18 protein-coding genes are annotated in these 18,603 nt (G+C 73.0%); 11 read left to right on the plus strand and 7 right to left on the minus strand.

The window, feature by feature from the left end; translation table 11 throughout:
• Window positions 1–723 (minus strand): NTP transferase domain-containing protein, encoded by a 723-nt coding sequence (locus tag ACFY0I_RS33070; RefSeq protein ID WP_388902646.1) that lies wholly within the window; start codon window positions 721–723, stop codon window positions 1–3.
• A gap of 249 nt (window positions 724–972) precedes the next feature.
• Between ACFY0I_RS33070 and ACFY0I_RS33075 the strand changes: the two genes are divergently transcribed.
• A complete protein-coding gene (locus ACFY0I_RS33075) occupies window positions 973–2,463 on the plus strand; it encodes a PLP-dependent aminotransferase family protein (RefSeq protein ID WP_388902647.1) in 1,491 nt (496 codons plus the stop codon).
• A gap of 9 nt (window positions 2,464–2,472) precedes the next feature.
• On the opposite strand, the gene ACFY0I_RS33080 is transcribed toward ACFY0I_RS33075, so the two are convergent.
• From ACFY0I_RS33080 to ACFY0I_RS33090, 3 genes are all read right to left on the minus strand, one after another.
• Entirely contained in the window at window positions 2,473–2,973 is a 501-nt protein-coding gene (locus ACFY0I_RS33080) for a hypothetical protein (RefSeq protein ID WP_388902649.1), read from the minus strand.
• A gap of 117 nt (window positions 2,974–3,090) precedes the next feature.
• Complete coding sequence (locus ACFY0I_RS33085; RefSeq protein ID WP_388902652.1) at window positions 3,091–3,723, minus strand: response regulator; 633 nt, start codon at window positions 3,721–3,723, stop codon at window positions 3,091–3,093.
• Window positions 3,723–4,916: a sensor histidine kinase gene (locus tag ACFY0I_RS33090; protein ID WP_388902654.1), complete on the minus strand. Its 1,194-nt coding sequence runs from the start codon at window positions 4,914–4,916 to the stop codon at window positions 3,723–3,725. Before ACFY0I_RS33090 ends, ACFY0I_RS33085 begins: the two co-directional genes overlap by 1 nt.
• Before the next feature lie 133 nt (window positions 4,917–5,049).
• On the opposite strand from ACFY0I_RS33090, the gene ACFY0I_RS33095 reads away from it, so the two are divergent.
• Entirely contained in the window at window positions 5,050–6,138 is a 1,089-nt protein-coding gene (locus ACFY0I_RS33095; RefSeq protein ID WP_388902657.1) for an ABC transporter permease, read from the plus strand.
• Window positions 6,135–6,827: an ABC transporter ATP-binding protein gene (locus ACFY0I_RS33100; RefSeq protein ID WP_388902660.1), complete on the plus strand. Its 693-nt coding sequence runs from the start codon at window positions 6,135–6,137 to the stop codon at window positions 6,825–6,827. The genes ACFY0I_RS33095 and ACFY0I_RS33100 overlap by 4 nt, the downstream gene beginning before the upstream one ends.
• Before the next feature lie 84 nt (window positions 6,828–6,911).
• Here ACFY0I_RS33100 and ACFY0I_RS33105 read toward each other — a convergent pair whose 3' ends face one another.
• On the minus strand, window positions 6,912–7,715 hold the full coding sequence (locus tag ACFY0I_RS33105; protein WP_388902662.1) for an IclR family transcriptional regulator: 804 nt from the start codon (window positions 7,713–7,715) through the stop codon (window positions 6,912–6,914).
• 327 nt (window positions 7,716–8,042) lie between these two features.
• Here ACFY0I_RS33105 and allB point away from each other — a divergent pair, with 327 nt between their 5' ends.
• Both allB and alc read left to right on the plus strand, forming a co-directional pair.
• Window positions 8,043–9,386, plus strand: coding sequence for an allantoinase AllB (gene allB / locus ACFY0I_RS33110; RefSeq protein WP_388902663.1), 1,344 nt, complete (start codon window positions 8,043–8,045; stop codon window positions 9,384–9,386).
• A 2-nt stretch (window positions 9,387–9,388) separates the two neighbouring features.
• Entirely contained in the window at window positions 9,389–10,507 is a 1,119-nt protein-coding gene (alc, locus tag ACFY0I_RS33115; RefSeq protein WP_388902665.1) for an allantoicase, read from the plus strand.
• Window positions 10,508–10,639: 132 nt separating this feature from the next.
• Here alc and ACFY0I_RS33120 read toward each other — a convergent pair whose 3' ends face one another.
• Window positions 10,640–11,377 carry an SDR family oxidoreductase gene (locus tag ACFY0I_RS33120; protein WP_388902668.1) on the minus strand — a complete coding sequence of 246 codons (738 nt, stop codon included), beginning with the start codon at window positions 11,375–11,377 and terminating at the stop codon, window positions 10,640–10,642.
• 195 nt (window positions 11,378–11,572) lie between these two features.
• Here ACFY0I_RS33120 and ACFY0I_RS33125 point away from each other — a divergent pair, with 195 nt between their 5' ends.
• The 3 genes from ACFY0I_RS33125 (at window position 11,573) to ACFY0I_RS33135 (ending at window position 14,523) form a co-directional block, all read left to right on the plus strand.
• On the plus strand, window positions 11,573–12,190 hold the full coding sequence (locus ACFY0I_RS33125) for a dihydrofolate reductase family protein (RefSeq protein WP_388902670.1): 618 nt from the start codon (window positions 11,573–11,575) through the stop codon (window positions 12,188–12,190).
• 177 nt (window positions 12,191–12,367) lie between these two features.
• Entirely contained in the window at window positions 12,368–13,282 is a 915-nt protein-coding gene (locus ACFY0I_RS33130; RefSeq protein WP_388902673.1) for a DMT family transporter, read from the plus strand.
• 56 nt (window positions 13,283–13,338) lie between these two features.
• On the plus strand, window positions 13,339–14,523 hold the full coding sequence (locus tag ACFY0I_RS33135) for a cytochrome P450 (RefSeq protein WP_388902675.1): 1,185 nt from the start codon (window positions 13,339–13,341) through the stop codon (window positions 14,521–14,523).
• Between the two features lie 34 nt (window positions 14,524–14,557).
• Here ACFY0I_RS33135 and ACFY0I_RS33140 read toward each other — a convergent pair whose 3' ends face one another.
• On the minus strand, window positions 14,558–15,562 hold the full coding sequence (locus tag ACFY0I_RS33140) for a Gfo/Idh/MocA family oxidoreductase (RefSeq protein WP_388902678.1): 1,005 nt from the start codon (window positions 15,560–15,562) through the stop codon (window positions 14,558–14,560).
• Window positions 15,563–15,704: 142 nt separating this feature from the next.
• On the opposite strand from ACFY0I_RS33140, the gene ACFY0I_RS33145 reads away from it, so the two are divergent.
• The 3 genes from ACFY0I_RS33145 to ACFY0I_RS33155 are packed head-to-tail and all read left to right on the plus strand — an operon-like array spanning window position 15,705 to window position 18,603.
• Window positions 15,705–16,712, plus strand: coding sequence for a sugar ABC transporter substrate-binding protein (locus tag ACFY0I_RS33145; protein ID WP_388902680.1), 1,008 nt, complete (start codon window positions 15,705–15,707; stop codon window positions 16,710–16,712).
• Window positions 16,709–17,746 carry an ABC transporter permease gene (locus ACFY0I_RS33150; protein ID WP_388902682.1) on the plus strand — a complete coding sequence of 346 codons (1,038 nt, stop codon included), beginning with the start codon at window positions 16,709–16,711 and terminating at the stop codon, window positions 17,744–17,746. Before ACFY0I_RS33145 ends, ACFY0I_RS33150 begins: the two co-directional genes overlap by 4 nt.
• Window positions 17,713–18,603 carry an ATP-binding cassette domain-containing protein gene (locus tag ACFY0I_RS33155; RefSeq protein WP_388902684.1) on the plus strand — a complete coding sequence of 297 codons (891 nt, stop codon included), beginning with the start codon at window positions 17,713–17,715 and terminating at the stop codon, window positions 18,601–18,603. The genes ACFY0I_RS33150 and ACFY0I_RS33155 overlap by 34 nt, the downstream gene beginning before the upstream one ends.

Genomic DNA, 18,603 nt, shown 5'->3' on the forward strand with positions numbered 1-18,603 from the left:
TCACGCCCCGCGCAGGCCGTCCTGCGGCCCGGTCCGGGTCAGACGCGCCAGGTCGGGCGGCGTGTCGATGTCGTAGTCCTCCGCGATGTCCCCGCATTCCACCAGCATGACCTCCTTCGCGTGTTCCCTCAGATGGACGCGCGCACCCCGGTCGCCCGTCGCCGTCCTCACGATGTCCGCCCAACGGTCCGCCCCGAACAGCACCGGATGCCCGCGCTCCCCGTCGTACGCCGCCGCCGCCAGGCTGGTCGGGGAGCGGTACGCCTCCCGGACCCGGGCCACCGCCGCCGCCCCGATCCCGGGCTGGTCCACGAGGGAGACCAGGGCCGCGCCGGCTCCCGCACCGGCCAGGGAGCCGAGGCCGACCCGCAGGGAGGAGCCCATGCCCTCCTCCCAGTCCGGGTTGTCCACCACGACGCAGCCCGTCAGGTCGGCGCGCTCGCGGACCTCGGCCGCCGAGGCCCCGAGCACCACGTGGATCGGGTCGCAGCCGGCCTCGCGCAGCACGCGCACCGCGTTCTCGACGAGCGGGCGGTCCCGGAAGGGCAGCAGGGCCTTGGGCCGTCCGCCGAGCCGGCGTCCGCCGCCCGCGGCCAGGAGCAGGCCCGCGACCGCGGCAGCCCCTTCGGTCGGCGGGGCGGCTACTGCGGCAACGGACGGCTCGGCGTGGTGCCGGGTGAGATCCCCGGTGGGGTCTTCGGTGAGGTGTTCGGCTGCTGACATGGGACCGATTCTCGCCCCTTCCCCGCACGGAGCGAACGCCCCGCCAGGGCGCGGCGTACGGCCGCGAGCGCGGCGCCGATCCGCAGCGGCGCGGCGATCCGGTTCTCGGCGGCGGCCGCGAGGGCCCGCTCGTCACGGTCGGTGAGGGTGGAGGTGTACATGGCGGATGCTCCTTGCCAATCGGGGTCCAATGAGGCGAGTCTGGACCCGGATTGGCCTGGCCGGCAGAGCCAATCGGGGGAGGTTGGCATGGCAAACGGTCGAGTGGTCCAGACGGCGGACAGGACCATCGGCAGTCGGCAACTCGCCGCCCTGCTGCCCGCGGAGGTCACGGCCCGCCCCGGCTACCGGGCCCTCGCCGACGCCGTCCGCACGCTGATCCTCGACGGCCGGATCGCCCTGCACGTGCGCCTTCCCGCCGAACGCGAACTCGCCGAGGCCGTCGGCGCCGCCCGGGCCACCGTCACCGGCGCCTACGACCTGCTCCGCGAGAGCGGCTACGTGCGCAGCCGGCGCGGCTCCGGCACCTGGACCGAACTGCCCGAAGGCCACCGCCCCGTCGGCGCCCACACCCTCGTCGGCGGCGGGATCGGCGGCCGGGCCGACGACGAACCGGGCATCGACCTCGCCATCGCCGCCATGGGAGCCCCCGAAGGCAGCCTCACGGAGGCGTTGGCCTGGGCCGCGCCCCGGCTCCCCGAACTCGCCCGCACCCCCGGCTACCACCCCTTCGGGCTGCCCGACCTGCGCACCGCCGTCGCCGAACGGTTCACCCGGCGCGGGCTGCCCACCCGCCCCGAGCAGATCCTCGTCACCGCCGGCGCCCAGCAGGCCTTCGCCCTGGTCGTCAGCCTGCTCTGCCGGCCCGGGGACCGGGTCGTCACCGAGAACCCCACCTACGCCAACGCCCTCGACGCCCTGCGCCACGCCCGGCTGCGCACCGGCTCCATCGCCGTCTCCGACGCCGGCTGGGACCTGGACATCGCCGAGTCCACGCTGCGCCAGACCGTCCCGCGGCTGGCGTACGTGATCCCCGACTTCCACAACCCCACGGGCGCGCTGATGCCGCCGGAGCAGCGGCTGCGCCTGCTCGCCACGACCCGGGCCACCGGCACCTGGCTGGTGGTCGACGAGACCATCGCCGACATCGCCCTGGACGTACCGGCGCCCGCGCCGCTCGCCTCGCTGGCCCCGCGCGGCGGCGCCGACCACGTGATCACCATCGGCTCGCTCAGCAAGACGCACTGGGGCGGCCTGCGCGTCGGCTGGATCCGGGCCACCGCCAAGATGATCACCGAGCTGACGGCCGTACGGGTCTCCGCCGACATGACCGGCTCCGTACTCGACCAGGTCGTCGCGCTCCCGCTGATGGACGCCCTCGACCGGACCCTGCCCGAACGCCTGGACCAGTTGCGGAGCCGGCGCGGGGCCCTCGTCGCCTCGCTCCAGCGGCACACCCCCGAGTGGTCCTGGCAGCTGCCCCCGGGCGGCCTCTCGCTCTGGGTGGACCTCGGTGAACCAGTCAGTTCCGCGCTCGCGGAGCGGGCGGCGTCCGTCGGCGTGCACATCGGGCGCGGGGCCCGCTTCGGAGTGGACCCGGGCACCTTCGAACACCGGCTGCGGATCCCGTACACCCTGCCCGCGGACCGGCTGGACGAGGGCGTACGGCTCCTCGCGAAGGCCTTCCACGAAGGCGTGCCACTGGCTCCGGCGGTGGAGCGGCCGTACTGGGTGGCGTAGGACCGGCGGTCACCGGCGCGCCCGGAACCAGGCGTTCGCCGCGGGTCGGAACATCAGGGCCACGGCGGTCAGGACGGCCGCGAGGTGAACGGTCCGGCTCGCGCCGAAGACCAGGTCCAGGAAGTCCGCCCGGCCGAGCGCGTCGCCGGGGGAGCCGCCGTCGAGCAGGTATCCGAGCGGCTCGACCACCAACGAGGCGGTCCCGAGCACGCCGAGCCCGACGGCCAGCGCGATCCGGGCCCAGCCGGCGCCCGAGCGCATCCGGAAGGCGACCAGGACGGCGACGGTGAACACGGCGAAGCGGAACACCAGGCCCGCTCCGGCGTCGCCCGGCGTCCGGCCGACCATGAGCGCGGTCTCGAACACCCCGGCCCCCACGGCCGTGAGCCACAGGGCCCAGGCGGTACGGACGACCACGGGCGGACCGGCGGAGCCCGGGGCGCCCGCAGCCGGGGTGCGTGAGCCGGGGACGGCGGTGCTGGAAGCGGAGGGGCGGGATGTGGCGGACACGGGCGCTCGCTCTCGGGCCGGGGACTCGACACCCCGATGCTCCCGCCGCCGGCCGCCCGCGCGCCCGCCTGCCTGCCGGTGTCCCGACAGGGGGGCGGGCCCCACCCCGACCCCCGGCTACGGGGCGCGGCGGATCAGTCTGCGGGAGCCGGCCACCGCGACCGCCGCCGTGCGGGAGTCGACGCCGAGCTTCGCGTAGACGTGCACCAGGTGGGACTTGACGGTGGCCTGGCTGAGGAAGAGCCGCTTGGAGATCTGCTGGTTCGACAGGCCGTCGGCGACCAACTGGAGCACCTCCAGCTCCCGCTTCGTCAACGCTTCCGCCGGCGTCCGCATCCGGTCCATCAGCCGCAGCGCCACCGCCGGGGCCAGCGCCGACTGGCCCGCGGCCGCCGTGCGCACCGCCGCCGCCAACTCCTCCGGCGGGGCGTCCTTGAGCAGGTAGCCCGCTGCGCCCGCCTCCACCGCCGCCAGGATGTCCGCGTCGGTGTCGTAGGTGGTCAGCACCAGCACCCGGGGGCCACCGGCCCGGGCGGTGATCGCCGCCGTGGCCGCCGAGCCGTGCATCCCGGCCCCGAACTGGAGGTCCATCAGGACCACGTCCACCGGCTCCGCCGCCGCCAGTTCCACCGCCCGCTCCGCCGTCGCCGCCTCCGCGACGACCTCGAAGTCCGGTTCGGTGTCCAGGACCGCGCGCAGCCCGGCCCGGACCACGGGGTGGTCGTCGGCGAGCAGCAGCCGGATCGTCATCAGGTCGCCTCCAGGGGCAGGGGCAGGGTGACGGCCACGGCGGTGCCCTGGCCCGGGTCGGACTCGACGGTGAACAGCCCGCCGAGGGTCTCGGCCCGCGCGCGCATCGCCGGCAGGCCGAAGCCGCCCCCGCCCGCGGGGGTCGACGGAGCGGCAGCGGGGTCGAATCCCCGGCCGTCGTCGACGACGTCCAGGGTCACCGAGGTGTCCATGAAGGTCAGGGTGATCTCGGCGCGCCCGGCCCGCGCGTGCCGCACGACGTTGGCCAGCGCCGACTGGGCGATCCGCAGCAGCGCCACCTCGTACGGGGTGGGCAGGACGCGCGGGTCGCCGCTCACGGAGAACCGCACGCGCGGACCGGGGACGCCCGAGCAGAGCCGCTCCAGGGCCCCGGCGAGCGAGCCGTGTTCCAGGTCCGGCGGGGTCAGGGCCCGTACGAACCGTCGTGCCTCGGCGAGGTTCTCCTGCGCGGCTTCCCTGGCCCGGGCGATGTGCTCGGCGGCCGGCGTGGCCGGCGGCAGGGCGCGTTCGGCCGCGCGCAGCAGCAGTTGGATCGACGACAGGCCCTGGGCCAGGGTGTCGTGGATCTCCCGGGCCAGGCGTTCGCGTTCGGCGAGGATGCCCGCGCTCCGCTCGGCGGCGGCCAGCTCGGCCCGGGTGGCCATCAGCTCCTCGATGAGTTCGCGCCGCCGTTCGCTCTCCCGGTAGAGGGCCTGGTAGCCGAGGACCGTGGCGACGGCGACGGCCCCGCCCAACACCGGGCCGAGGAAGGCCCCGGGGGTCACCGCGCCGCTGTGGGCGAGGAACCCGCCGATCGCCGCGCACGCGGTGACGGCGACGGCGGCGACGCCCCAGCGCAGCCGCAGCAGGTGCAGTTCCAGGAAGTACAGGGGGAAGGCGATCCACAGCCCGTCGGGGGAGACCACCAGCAGCGCGGCCCAGGCCGCTCCGACGCAGGCCAGCCAACCGGCCGCGGCGCGTGCGGAGCTCCGCACGACGGGGGCCAGTGCGCCGGCCACGTAGACGGCGGCCAGCAGCGCGCACGCCGCGACCGCCGCCCCGGCGTGCGGGGCGGATCCGGCGACGGCCCGGCCGGCGGCCAGCGCGAGCAGCCCGAAGAGCAGGGCGTGCAGGCACAGCCGCAGGACGCGGGAGACGGGGGTGAGGGGGCGCGGGCGCGGGGAATCGGGCATGACCCGACCAGCGTAAGTCGCCGGCCGCGGGCACCGGTCAACCAAAAGTTCGATGTCAGGAGCCCTCCTTCGATACGAGGATCCCTACTGTGGCGCGATGTCCCGTGCCCACACGGAAGACCAAGGTGGGGGCATGTTCGTCGCATGGAGAGATCTACGGTTCGCCAAGGGCCGGTTCGCCCTCATGGGCTCGGTGGTCCTACTGATCACACTGCTGGTCGGCCTGCTGTCGGGACTCACCTCGGGACTGGCCCGGGAGAACATCTCGGCCATCACGGGGCTGCCCGCGACCCGGCTGGCGTTCGCCGCGCCCGCCGGGGACCAGAAGGTGTCCTTCACCAGCTCGCAGGTGCCCGAGGCGGCGTGGCGGGCCTGGCGCGAGCGGCCGGGGGTGAAGTCGGCGGAGCCGCTCGGGATCCGCACCACCAACGCCGTCTCCGGTGAGCGCACCGCGGCCGTGACCCTCTTCGGCGTCGAGTCGGCGGGCCGCTTGGCCCCGGCCGGGGCCGGCCTCACGCAGGGGCAGGTGGTCCTCAGCCGGAAGGCCGCTGCGGAGCTCGGGGGGCTCACGGCGGGCGGCAGGCTGAAGGCGGGCCCGCTGGAGCTGACGGTGGCCGCCGTCGCCGGCGCGGCCTCCTACAGCCACACCCCGGTGGTGTGGATGGACATCAACGACTGGCAGCGCATCGGGAACCCCGGGACCTCCCTGGAGTCCCTCGCCACCGTGCTGGCCGTCGAGGGCGGCGCGTCGGTGGACTGGGCCGCGGGCGACGAGGCCGCCTCGACCAGCGCCCTCACCGTGGAGGACGCCCTCGAAGCCATAGGGTCCTACCAGGCGGAGAACGGCTCGCTCCAGCTGATGCGCGGCTTCCTCTTCGCCATCTCGGCCCTGGTCATAGGGGCCTTCTTCACGGTGTGGACGATCCAGCGCAGCGGCGACATCGCCGTGCTGAAGGCGCTCGGCGCCTCCACCCCGTACCTGCTGAAGGACGCCCTCGGCCAGGCCGTGGTGATGCTCGCGATCGGCACCGGGGCGGGGACGGCCCTGGCCGTCGGCGCCGGCGCGCTGATCGGCGGGGGTGACGTGCCCTTCGTCCTCGACGCGGCCACCGTGCTGGTCCCGGCGGCGATCATGATCGCGCTGGGCGTGCTGGGCGCCGCCCTGTCCATCCGGCGGATCACCGCCGTCGACCCGCTGACCGCCCTCGGGAGCGCCCGATGACCCTGCTCGTCCACGACGTCACGCTCACCTACCCCGACGGGGACGGCCGGCTCACCGCCCTGGACGCGGTGTCCCTGGAGGTGCCGGCGGGCACCATGACCGCGGTCATCGGGCCGTCCGGCTCGGGCAAGTCCAGCCTGCTGGCCGTCGCCGCCACCCTGGTCACCCCCGACTCCGGTCGGGTCGTCGTCGCGGGCCGCGACACCGCGACGCTCGGCGCCGCCGAGAAGTCGGCCCTGCGCAGGCAGGAGATCGGCATCGTCTTCCAGCAGCCGAACCTGCTGGCTTCGCTGACCGCGCTGGAGCAGCTCCAGGTCATGAGCCACATCTCGGGCCGGCCCGCGCGGCTGCTGCGTCGGCGCGCGGTGGAACTGCTGGAGGCGGTGGGCCTGGCCGACAAGGCGGACAAGCGTCCGCACGAGCTGTCCGGCGGTCAGCGCCAGCGCGTGAACATCGCCCGCGCCCTGATGAACGAGCCGTCCGTGCTGCTCGTCGACGAACCCACCAGCGCCCTGGACCACGAGCGGGGCGCGGCCGTGCTCGACCTGCTGGTCGCCCTCACGCGCGAGCGCTCCACGGCCACGGTGCTGGTCACCCACGACCACGCCCACCTCGAGCGCACCGACCGCACGGCGACGATGGCCGACGGTCGCCTCACCGCGACGGCGCCGTCCCTCCCGGCGGCCTGAGCGCCGTCGCCCGTCCCGCCGACGCACGAAGGCCCCCGCCGCCCCTTCCGAAGAGGGACCGCGGGGGCCTTCGTACGCGGGTGATCAGGCCGGGTTCTGGCTCTGGAGGGCCACCGACAGCTCGGCGGCGACGCCCTGGAGGATCGGGACGAAGGACTCGGCCACGGCCTCGGTGACCCGGCCGGCCGGTCCCGAGATGGAGATCGCGGCGGCGGTCGGCGAGTTCGGCACCGACACGGCCAGGCAGCGGACTCCTATTTCCTGCTCGTTGTCGTCGACCGCGTAGCCGGCCTTGCGGACCCGCTCCAGCGCCTCCAGGAAGCCGTCGGGCGTCGTGATGGTCTTCTCGGTCGCGGCCGGCATCCCGGTGCGGGCGAGCAGGGCGCGGACCTCCTCGGCGGGGGTGTGCGCGAGCAGGGCCTTGCCCACGCCCGTCGAGTGCGGCAGCACCCGGCGGCCGACCTCGGTGAACATGCGCATGGAGTGCTTGGACGGCACCTGTGCGACGTAGACGATCTCGTCGCCGTCGAGGAGGGCCATGTTGGCCGTCTCACCGGTCTCCTCGACCAGACGGGCGAGGTAGGGACGGGCCCAGGTGCCCAACAGGCGCGAGGCGGACTCGCCCAGGCGGATCAGCCGGGGACCGAGGGAGTACCGTCGGTTGGGCTGCTGCCGGACGTAGCCGCACGCCACGAGGGTGCGCATCAGTCGGTGGATGGTGGGCAGCGGCAGACCGCTGGCGGCGGAGAGCTCGCTGAGTCCGACTTCACCGCCGGCATCGGCCATGCGTTCGAGCAGATCGAAGGCGCGCTCAAGGGACTGGACGCCACCGCCGGCGGCGGTGGGCTTGGCGGAAGCGTCGGTGGTGCTGGCGCTGGACGTCGGCACGGCGCGGTCCTTTCGGTGCTGGCAGGCAAGGGAGCAGCCTACCGGTCGGTCGGCGCCTGCCCTAGAGCCGGGCCCTCGCCGTCCCCGCCGGTCAGAGGGGGTTTGTCCTGGTGGTGGACGTCCTCGGGAAGTTACCCGTCCGGTTCCTGGTGGTGGTAGCTACATTCTGGATAGTGAAATCTTAATTCCATCCTGTGGAAACATCCAATTGCGGCCCGAGTGGGTCAGCAGTCCCTCCGGTCGCTCTTGACTGGTTCCGGATCGGGGTGAAGACTCCGTCAACAGAACGTTGAATTTCGCTCTGTGGAAGTAGATGGGGAGGTTCCGGTGGCCGACGCGGCTGTGGAACTGGTACTGCGCTCGACGCGCGTCATCACCCCCGAGGGGACGCGCGCCGCCTCGGTGGCCGTCGCCGACGGGAAGATCACGGCCGTGCTGGCGTACGAGGCCGAGGTACCGGCCGGAGCCCGGCTGGAGGACTTCGGCGACGACGTCCTGCTCCCCGGCCTGGTCGACACCCACGTCCACGTGAACGACCCGGGCCGCACCGAGTGGGAGGGCTTCTGGACGGCCACCCGCGCCGCCGCGGCCGGTGGCATCACCACCATCCTCGACATGCCGCTCAACTCCCTGCCGCCGACCACCACGGTCGACCACCTGCGCGTCAAGCAGGAGGTCGCCCGGACCAAGGCGCACGTGGACATCGGCTTCTGGGGCGGCGCGCTGCCGGACAACGTCAAGGACCTGCGCCCGCTGCACGACGCCGGCGTCTACGGCTTCAAGTGCTTCCTGTCCCCGTCGGGCGTGGACGAGTTCCCCCAGCTCGACCAGGAGCAACTGGCCGCCTCCCTCGCGGAGATCACCGGCTTCGGCGGCCTGATGATCGTGCACGCCGAGGACCCGCACCACCTGGAGTCCGCGCCGCAGAACCCGGGCCCCAGGTACGCCGACTTCCTCGCCTCCCGTCCCAAGGACGCCGAGAACACCGCGATCCAGAACCTGATCGACCAGGCGCGCCGACTGAACGCCCGCGTCCACGTCCTGCACCTGTCCTCCTCCGACGCGCTGCCGCTGATCGCCGCCGCCAAGGCCGAGGGCGTGCAGATCACCGTCGAGTCCTGCCCGCACTTCCTCACCCTCACGGCAGAGGAAGTCCCGGACGGCGCGACCGAGTTCAAGTGCTGCCCGCCCATCCGCGAGTCCGCCAACCAGGACATCCTGTGGGACGCGCTGGCCGACGGCACCATCGACTGCATCGTCTCCGACCACTCGCCCTCCACCGCGGACCTGAAGACCGGCGACTTCGCCACCGCCTGGGGCGGCATCTCCTCCCTCCAGCTGGGCCTTCCGGCGATCTGGACCGAGGCGCGCAAGCGCGGCCGCAGCCTGGAGGACGTCGTCCGCTGGATGTCCGCCGCCCCGGCCGCCCTCGCCGGACTGGCGCAGAAGGGCGCGATCGAGGCCGGCCGCGACGCCGACTTCGCCGTCCTGGCACCCGAAGAGACCTTCACCGTGGACCCCGCGGAACTGCACCACCGCAACCAGGTCACGGCGTACGCGGGCAAGACCCTGCACGGCGTCGTGAAGTCCACCTGGCTGCGCGGCACGCAGATCGCCGACCACGGCACCCCGACCGAGCCCAAGGGCCTCCTCCTCGAAAGGCAGAACTGACAGTGGCGATTGAATCCTTCACCGGCAACGCGAACCCGTACGGGGGCGGCGACCCGTACGCGGACTACCGCACCGCGGACTTCCCGTTCACCCAGTACGCGAACCTCGCCGCCCGTGAGCTGGGCGCCGGTGTCACCTTCGCCAACGACGAGTTCTTCGCCATGCGCGAGAACCTCCTCATCGCCGAGGCCGCGCACTTCGACCCCGAGCACTTCGGCCACAAGGGCAAGGTCATGGACGGCTGGGAGACCCGCCGCAGGCGTGGCGTCTCCGCCACCCAGCCGTGGCCGACCCCCGAGGACCACGACTACGCCCTGGTGCGCCTCGGCGCCCCCGGCGTGATCCGCGGCATCGTCGTCGACACCGCCCACTTCCGCGGCAACATGCCGCAGGCCGTCTCGATCGAGGGCACCAACTGGGAAGGCGCCCTCGCGCCGACCCCGGAGGAGCTGCTCGGCGAGGACGTCAAGTGGACCGTGCTCGTCCCGCGCACCGCGGTCGGCGGCCACGCGGCCAACGGCTACGAGGTCACCGCGGAGCAGCGCTTCACGCACCTGCGCGTCAACCAGCACCCCGACGGCGGCATCGCCCGCCTGCGCGTCCACGGCGAGGTCGTCCCGGACCCGCGCTGGCTGGCCACGCTCGGCACGTTCGACGTCGTCGCCCTGGAGAACGGCGGCTCGGTGGAGGACGCGTCCAACCGCTTCTACTCCCCGCCGACCAACACCATCAACCCGGGCCGCTCCCGCAAGATGGACGACGGCTGGGAGACCGCCCGTCGCCGCGACAACGGCAACGACTGGATCCGCTACCAGCTCGTCGCCGAGTCCGAGATCCGCGCCGTCGAGATCGACACCGCGTACCTCAAGGGCAACTCGGCCGGCTGGGCCTCGCTGTCCGTCAAGACGGGCGAGGAGGGCGAGTGGACGGAGTTCCTGCCGCGCACCCGCCTGCAGCCCGACACCAACCACCGCTTCGTGCTGGACGCCCCGGCGGTCGGCACGCACGTGCGGATCGACATCTTCCCGGACGGCGGCTTCTCCCGCCTGCGTCTGTTCGGCTCGCTGACGGAGACGGGCACGGCCGCGCACGCCGCCCGTCACCAGGAGCTGGGCGGCTGACGCAGCCCCTCCCGACGACTGCCCCGGGGGCCGACACCCCCGGGGCGCGCGCCCTGCCCGAAGGGGCGCACCGCGATGCGGTGCGCCCCTTCGGCGTGCCCGCCGACCCGCCGTCCCCCGTCGTCGGACGCCCTAGGCGGCGTGTCCGCCGTCCACGGAGAACTCACCGCCCGTGACGTACGCGGCGTCCGGCCCGGCCAGGAAGGACACCATGGAGGCGACCTCGTCGGGCGCGCCGAACCGGCCGAGGGCCGTCATCGCCGCCTGCGGCCCGGCGTACGGCCCGTCGGCCGGGTTCATGTCGGTGTCCACCGGGCCGGGGTGCACGAGGTTCGCGGTGATGCCGCGTTCGCCGAGCTCCCGGGCCAGCGCCTTGGTCAGGCCCGTCAAGGAGGCCTTGCTCATCGCGTACAGGGTTCCGCCCGGGCCCGGCACCCGCTGCGTCATGCAGCTGCCGATGGTGATGATCCGGCCGCCGCGCTCCATCCGCCCGACCGCGGCCCGGGAGGTCAGGAAGGCGCCCCTCACGTTGACGTCCAGAACCCGGTCCACGTCCTCCGTGGCCAGGGACTCCAGCGGGCCGAGGACGCCGACGCCCGCGTTGTTGACGACCACGTCGATGCGGCCGAGCGCGCGCACCGTCTCCTCGACGGCCGATCCGGGTCCGTCGGGGCTGCCCGCGTCGGACCGTACGGCCACGCCCCGGCGGCCCAGCGCCTCGATCCTGCCGACGACCTCGGCCGCCGCCCCCGCGTCCCGGGTGTAGGTGATCGCGACGTCCATGCCGTCCCGCGCCAGGCGCAGGGCGGTGGCCGCCCCGATGCCGCGGCTGCCGCCGGTCACCAGAGCCACCGTGTTGACACCGTTCATCGTGTTTCCTCCCGTTCGGGGCTGGTCGGCCCCATAAATCGTTGTGGGTTCAATGAAATGGGAGGCCGAGGTCGGGCGCTGGCGGGAATCGGACGTGGCGTTCACGCGCGCCGCACCGATGAGTTCGGGGCCGACCGGGAGTCTGAACCGGTGCACGGGGTAACCGGAGCGGAACGATCAAAGGAGCGCGGAGCCATGGGCAAACTGACCCTCACCACCTTCCAGAGCCTCGACGGCGTCTACCAGGCCCCCGGTGGCCCGGAGGAGGACACCACCGGCGGCTTCGAGTACGGCGGCTGGGTGGCCCCCTACGCCGACGAGGGCATGGGGGAGTTCATGACCGAGGTCTTCGACCGCGCCGGGGCGTTCCTGCTCGGGCGCAGGACGTACGAGATCTTCGCCGGGTACTGGCCGAGGCAGACCGACCCCACCGACCCGATCGCGGGCCCGCTGAACGCCCTGCCGAAGTACGTGGCCTCCACCACCCTCAAGGAGCCCGCCTGGGCCGGCGCCACCGTCATCGACGGGGAACACCTCCAGGCGGAGGTGGTCCGGGCCAAGGACGCGACGGACGGCGAACTCCAGGTGCACGGCAGCGGGCAGCTCGCGCAGTGGCTGCTCGCGCGAGACCTCGTCGAGGAGCTGAACCTGCTGACCTTCCCGGTGTTCCTGGGCACTGGCCGCCGCCTCTTCTCCACCGGTGGCCTGCCGACGGCCTTCGAGCTGGCGGCCTCCCGCACCACGGGCAGCGGCGTCGCCGTCCACACCTACCGCATCGCGGGGCGCGCCACCTTCGGCACGATCGGCGAATAGCCCGCTCCGACGGGCGCCGGCGAAAGCCCGCTCCGGCGGGCGCAGGAGGGGCGGGGCGGGCGTGGGGGAGGGGCGCGGGAAACAGGGTCGACCGGGAAGATCGACTCGGTTACCGTGGGCCCGCACCCGTGCGAGCCGCCGAAGTCTCCACCCCTTCCCACCGTTGGAGACGCCCCGGTGACCACCCTCGCCGCCCCCGCGCCCGCCCTCGCCCCCCGCCGGGCCTGGCTCGCCGATCTCCCCGTGCTGCTCGTCGCCGTCGTCTGGGGCGGCAGCTACCTCGCCGCCAAGGGCATCACCACCACCCACACCGTGATCGCGGTGCTCGTGCTGCGCTTCGCGCTCGTGCTGCCCGTCCTCGTCATCGCCGGCTGGTCGCGGCTGCGCGCGCTGAGCGCCGCCCAGCTGCGCGGCGCGGGGGCGCTGGGCCTCGTGCTCGGCGGGATCTTCCTGCTGGAGACGTACGGGGTGGTGCACACCTCCGCCACCAATGCCGGGCTGATCATCAGCCTGACGATGATCTTCACCCCGCTCGCCGAGTCGGCCGTCCGTCGCACCGCCCCCTCGCCCGCCTTCCTCGGCGCCGCCGCCGTGTCCGTCGCGGGCGTCGTGCTGCTCACCCAGGGCGCCGGGTTCACCGCCCCCGGCCTCGGTGACCTGTTGATCCTCGGCGCCGCCCTCGCCCGCACCCTGCACGTGCTGCTGATGGCCCGGATCAAGGCCGTCCAGGACGCGGACCCGCTCTCCCTGACGACCGTTCAGCTCGGCAGCGCCGTCCTGGTGTTCGCCGTGCTCGCCACGCTGCCCGGTACGGGCTCGTCCCCGTGGGCGGCCGCGGCGGACTTCGGTGTCGCCCAGTGGGCCGGCCTCGCCTTCCTCTCCGTCTTCTGCACCCTCTTCGCCTTCTTCGTGCAGATGTGGGCCGTACGCCGCACCTCGCCCTCCCGGGTCAGCCTGCTGCTCGGCACCGAGCCCCTCTGGGCGGCAGCGGCGGGCATCGCCATCGGCGGGGAGCACCTCGGCGCCGTCGGTGCGGCGGGCGTCGTGCTCGTACTGGCCGGTACCGCCTGGGGACGTCGCGCCGTGGCCTGAACGATTGTCCGAAAGCAGCTCCTACCCGCTTGATCGTCGGGCCTAGTGTGGCCGTCATGCCCGTTCTCGACATCAGTTCGATCGCCGATGACTTCGACGAAGACCCGTACCCGCACTACGCGCGGATGCGGGAAGAAGGACCCGTCCACCGGGTCAAGGCGACCGACGGCACGGAAATCTGTCTCATCGTCGGGGACGAGGCGGCGCGGCAGGCCTTGGTCCACCCCGCCATCTCGAAGAACTGGCTGACCTCCGGCCGCAGCTACGCCGACCGCGAGACCACCGACGCGAGCGACAACATGCACCGCGCCGACCCGCCGCACCACACCCGGCTGCGCCGGCTGGTGTCCCGACCCTTCACCTCGCGCCGGGTCGAGGAACTTCGACCCCGCGTCCAGGACATCACCGACGGACTGCTCGACGCGATGGCGGCGGACCCCTCCCGCGGCGCGGACCTGGTCACCGCCTTCGCGCACCCGTTGCCGATGACGGTCATCTGCGAACTCCTCGGGGTGCCCGACGCCGACCGCGAGCCGTTCGGAGCCTGGTCCGTCGAGATCGTCTCGCCGAGCGGCCAGGAGGCCGAGGACACCGCCCTGAGGGAGATGACCGCCTACCTCACCGAGCTCACCGAGGCCAAGCGCGCCGCCCCCGGCGAGGACCTGCTCAGCGCCTGGACCCTGAGCCGCGACGACGACGGCGACCGCCTCACCCCGCGCGAACTCGTCGCCATGGCCTTCCTGCTGATGATCGGCGGCTTCGAGACCACCAGCCACCTCATCACCAACGGCGTACGGGCGCTGCTCGCCCACCCCGAGCAGTTGGCGGCCCTGCGCGCCGACTTCGACGGGCTGATCGACGGAGCGGTCGAGGAGATCCTGCGCTACGACGGCCCGGTGGAGAACTCCACCTTCCGGTTCGCCCGCGAGGACCTGGAGATCGGCGGCGCCTTCATCGCGGAGGGCTCGCCGGTCCTGATCTCCCTGGCCGGCGCGGACCGCGACCCGTCCCGCTTCGCGGAGCCCGACGTCTTCGACATCCGCCGCCGGGGCCCGGGGCACATGGCTTTCGGCCACGGCATCCACTTCTGCCTCGGCGCCCCGCTCGCCCGCATGGAGGGCCGCATCGCCCTGCGCGCCCTGCTGGAGCGCTTCCCGGACCTCGCCGAGGTGCCCGGACAGCGCGAATGGATCAGCGGCGCCCTGGTCCGGGGCGTCAAGCAGTACCCGGTGCGCTGGTAGGCGCCGCGCCGTGACCGCCCGCAACCGGGCCCCTTCACAGATCCGGGAGCTCCGCCGGCCGCACCGGCCGGCGCTCCCGGCGGGACAGCTCGCACGCCTCCGCGACCCGGAAGGCGGCGAGCGCCTCCCGGCCGTCGCACGGATTGGGGCCCTCGCCCCGGACCAGCCGGACGAAGGCGTGCATCTCGGCCTCGTACGCCGGGCCGAAGCGTTCCAGGAACCCGCCCCACGGCTTGCTCGCCGCAGGCGGGCCCTGCGGTTCGGTGGAGGCGATCGGCGTTCGGTCGTCCAGCCCGGCGGAAACCTGGTCCCGCTCCCCGGCCAGCTCCATGCGTACGTCGTACCCGGCGCCGTTGCACCGGGTCGCGGAGCTCGTGACGAGCGTCCCGTCGTCCAGGGTCAGCAGGGCCGCGGCGGTGTCGACGTCGCCGCTCTCGCGGAACTGCGGGGGACCCGCGTCGGAACCGGCCGCGTACACCTCGACGACCTCGTGCCCGGTCACCCAGCGGACCATGTCGAAGTCGTGCACCAGGCAGTCCCGGAACAGGCCCCCCGAGGTCGCCAGGTACGGGGCGGCCGGCGGAGCCGGGTCGGACGTCATGGTCCGTACGGTGTGCAGCCGGCCCAGCGCGCCCGAACGGACCAGCTCCCGAGCCGCGCGCAGGCCCGCGTCGAAACGCCGCATGAAGCCCAGCTGGAGAGTCCCGCCGGCGGCCGTCACCTCCCGCAGCACGGTGAGGCTGCGGGCCAGGTCGGGGGCCATCGGCTTCTCGCAGAACACCGGCAGGCCGGCGCGCACCGCCCGCCGCACCAGCTCGGCGTGCCCGTCCGTCGAGCAGGCCACGACCAGGGCGTCCACCCCCCACGTGAAGACCTGATCGACGCTGGGCGCGGCCGTGGCCCCCAGCCGGTCCGCGAGCCGTGCGGCCCGGCCGGGATCGGCGTCGGCGAGCAGCAGCGAGCCGGCGTCCTGGTGGCGGGCCAGAGTGGCCGCGTGGAACGAGCCGATGCGGCCGGTTCCGATGAGCCCGATGCGCATGCACTCAACCTGACCCCGTACGGGGGACCTGTCAATCTGCCCGAGCATGCCCCGATGGCCCTTCATGGTCCACTGTGGCGGATACTGGGCGGCTGGAACCGGAATGACCGATTGATGGCGGACGAGGGAAGGGCGCGGCGACGTGGCTAGGGTTCGGACAGGGGTACGCGTCGTGGGCGCGGTGCTCGCGGTGGTACTGGGAGCCTCCCTCGCGGGCTGCAGCAGCACCGGCGGCAAGCGTGCCGAGGAGCGGGCGAAGGCCGATGCGGGCCGACCGGCCGTGTCCACACCACGCTGGACGTTCGCGATGGTCACCCACGCGGGCGACGGGGACACCTTCTGGGACATCGTGCAGAAGGGCGCCAAGGAGGCCTCGGCGAAGGACAACATCAACTTCGTCTACTCCCACGACGACCAGGCGCAGCAGCAGGCCCAGTTCGTGCAGAACGCCATCGACCAGAAGGTCGACGGCATCATCGTCAGCCTCGCCAAGCCCGACGCCCTCAAGGACGTCATCGGCAAGGCGGTCAAGGCCGGCATCCCGGTGATCACGGTCAACTCCGGATCGGCCCAGTCCGCCGCGTACGGGGCCCTCACCCACATCGGTCAGGACGAGGAGATCGCGGGCGAGGCGGTCGGCGCGGAGCTCACCAAGCGCGGCAAGAAGCGGGCCGTCTGCGTCCTGCACGAGCAGGGCAACGTCGGCCACGAGCAGCGCTGCGCCGGAGCGAAGAAGACCTTCGGCGGGAGTCTGGAGAACCTGTACGTCGAGGGCACCAACATGCCGTCCGTGCAGGCGGCCATCCAGGCGAAGCTCCAGGCGGATCCGTCCGTCGACGCGATCGTCACGCTCGGCGCCCCGTTCGCCCCGACCGCCGTCAAGGCGAAGGACGCGGCGGGCAGCAAGGCCGAGGTCGACACCTTCGACCTCAACGAATCCGTCGCCCGGGACCTGAAGTCCGGCGCCCTCGGCTTCGCCGTGGACCAGCAGCCCTACCTCCAGGGCTACCAGGCCGTGGACCTGCTGTGGCTCTACCGCTACAACGCGGACGTCCTCGGCGGCGGCCGCCCGGTGCTCACCGGGCCGCAGATCGTCACCGGGGCCGAGGCCGCCGAGCTGGAGGAGTACATCAAGCGGGGTACCCGGTGAGCGCCGCGGTACCCACCGCCGACGAGCGCCTGGCCCCGCCCTCCCTGCTGCGCCGCCTCCTCGCCCGCCCCGAGCTGGGCGCGGTCGTCGGCGCGGCCGCCGTCTTCGTCTTCTTCTCCTTCGCGGCCGACAGCTTCCTGCGGGCCTCCAGCCTGAGCACGATCCTGTACTCGGCCTCCACCATCGGGATCATGGCGGTGCCCGTCGCGATGCTCATGATCGGCGGGGAGTTCGACCTCTCCGCCGGTGTCATGGTCACCACGTCGGCCCTGTTCAGCTCGATGTTCAGCTACCAGATGACGGCCAACGTGTGGGTCGGCGTGCTGGTGTCGCTGCTGGTGACGCTGGCCATCGGCTTCTTCAACGGGTTCATGCTGACCCGCACCAAACTGCCGAGCTTCATCATCACGCTCGGCACCTTCCTCATGCTGACCGGCCTGAACCTCGGCTTCACCAAGCTGATCAGCGGTTCGGTCTCCACCAAGAGCATCGCCGACATGGAGGGCTTCTCCTCCGCCCGGGCGCTCTTCGCCTCCCAGTGGAACATCGGTTCCGTCACGCTCAAGGTCACCATCCTGTGGTGGCTGGTCCTGGTCGCCGTCGCCACCTGGATCCTGTTGCGCACCCGCGCCGGCAACTGGATCTTCGCGGTGGGCGGCGGGGCCGACGCGGCCCGCGCGACCGGCGTCCCCGTGGTCAAGACCCGCATCGGCCTCTACATGGGCGTCGCGCTGTGCGCCTGGATCTCCGGGCAGCACATCCTGTTCTCCTTCGACGTCGTCCAGTCGGGCGAAGGCGTCGGCAACGAGTTCCTGTACATCATCGCGGCCGTCATCGGCGGCTGTCTGATGACCGGCGGCTACGGCTCGGCGATCGGGTCGGCCGTGGGTGCCTTCATCTTCGGCATGACCAGCAACGGCATCGTCTACGCCCAGTGGAACCCGGACTGGTTCAAGTTCTTCCTCGGCGGGATGCTGCTGCTGGCCACGCTGCTGAACGCATGGGTGCGCAAGCGGGCGGAGGCGAGCAAGTGAGCACGGAACCCGCGCCCGGCGCGCAGACCGGTACGGCCCTGGTGCGACTGACCGACGTCAGCAAGTACTACGGCAACATCCGCGCCCTCCAGGGCGTCTCCCTGGAGGTCTCGGCCGGCGAGATCACCTGTGTGCTCGGCGACAACGGCGCCGGCAAGTCCACCCTCATCAAGATCATCGCGGGGCTGCACCGGCACGACGCCGGCACCTTCGAGATCGAGGGCGAGGAAACCGTCCTCGCCAACCCCCGAGCGGCCCTCGACCACGGCATCGCCACCGTCTACCAGGACCTGGCCGTCGTCCCGCTGATGCCCGTCTGGCGGAACTTCTTCCTCGGCTCCGAGCCCACCAAGGGACGCGGCCCGCTGCGTCGCCTCGACGTGGACCTGATGCGCCGCACCACCCGCGCCGAGCTGCTGCGCATGGGCATCGACCTGCGCGACGTGGACCAGCCCATCGGCACCCTCTCCGGCGGCGAGCGCCAGTGCGTGGCCATCGCCCGGGCCGTGTACTTCGGCGCGAAGGTCCTCGTCCTGGACGAGCCCACCGCCGCCCTCGGCGTGAAACAGTCCGGTGTCGTCCTCAAGTACGTCGCCGCCGCCCGCGACGCGGGCCTCGGTGTCGTCCTCATCACGCACAACCCGCACCACGCGTACCTGGTGGGGGACCGTTTCGTGCTCCTCAAGCGCGGCACGATGGCCGGTAGCCACACCCGGGACTCGATCACCCTGGACGAGCTGACGCGCCAGATGGCGGGCGGCTCGGAGCTCGACGAGCTGAGCCACGAGCTGGAGCGGGTGGCAGAATCAGGACCGGACGCCGCACCCGGCGCCGCACCGGGCACCACCGCACCATGA

Origin of the sequence: Streptomyces sp. NPDC001568, from assembly GCF_042893755.1 — a bacterium.
GTDB lineage: Bacteria > Actinomycetota > Actinomycetes > Streptomycetales > Streptomycetaceae > Streptomyces.

Bases quoted from the DNA above. Each gene is read 5' to 3' on its own strand.
- ACFY0I_RS33070 (WP_388902646.1), bottom strand. From the start codon at position 723: ATGTCAGCAGCCGAACACCTCACCGAAGACCCCACCGGGGATCTCACC.
- ACFY0I_RS33075 (WP_388902647.1), top strand. From the start codon at position 973: ATGGCAAACGGTCGAGTGGTCCAGACGGCGGACAGGACCATCGGCAGT.
- ACFY0I_RS33085 (WP_388902652.1), bottom strand. From the start codon at position 3,723: ATGACGATCCGGCTGCTGCTCGCCGACGACCACCCCGTGGTCCGGGCC.
- ACFY0I_RS33090 (WP_388902654.1), bottom strand. From the start codon at position 4,916: ATGCCCGATTCCCCGCGCCCGCGCCCCCTCACCCCCGTCTCCCGCGTC.
- ACFY0I_RS33095 (WP_388902657.1), top strand. From the start codon at position 5,050: ATGTTCGTCGCATGGAGAGATCTACGGTTCGCCAAGGGCCGGTTCGCC.
- ACFY0I_RS33100 (WP_388902660.1), top strand. From the start codon at position 6,135: ATGACCCTGCTCGTCCACGACGTCACGCTCACCTACCCCGACGGGGAC.
- ACFY0I_RS33120 (WP_388902668.1), bottom strand. From the start codon at position 11,377: ATGAACGGTGTCAACACGGTGGCTCTGGTGACCGGCGGCAGCCGCGGC.
- ACFY0I_RS33125 (WP_388902670.1), top strand. From the start codon at position 11,573: ATGGGCAAACTGACCCTCACCACCTTCCAGAGCCTCGACGGCGTCTAC.
- ACFY0I_RS33135 (WP_388902675.1), top strand. From the start codon at position 13,339: ATGCCCGTTCTCGACATCAGTTCGATCGCCGATGACTTCGACGAAGAC.
- ACFY0I_RS33140 (WP_388902678.1), bottom strand. From the start codon at position 15,562: ATGCGCATCGGGCTCATCGGAACCGGCCGCATCGGCTCGTTCCACGCG.
- ACFY0I_RS33155 (WP_388902684.1), top strand. From the start codon at position 17,713: ATGGGTGCGCAAGCGGGCGGAGGCGAGCAAGTGAGCACGGAACCCGCG.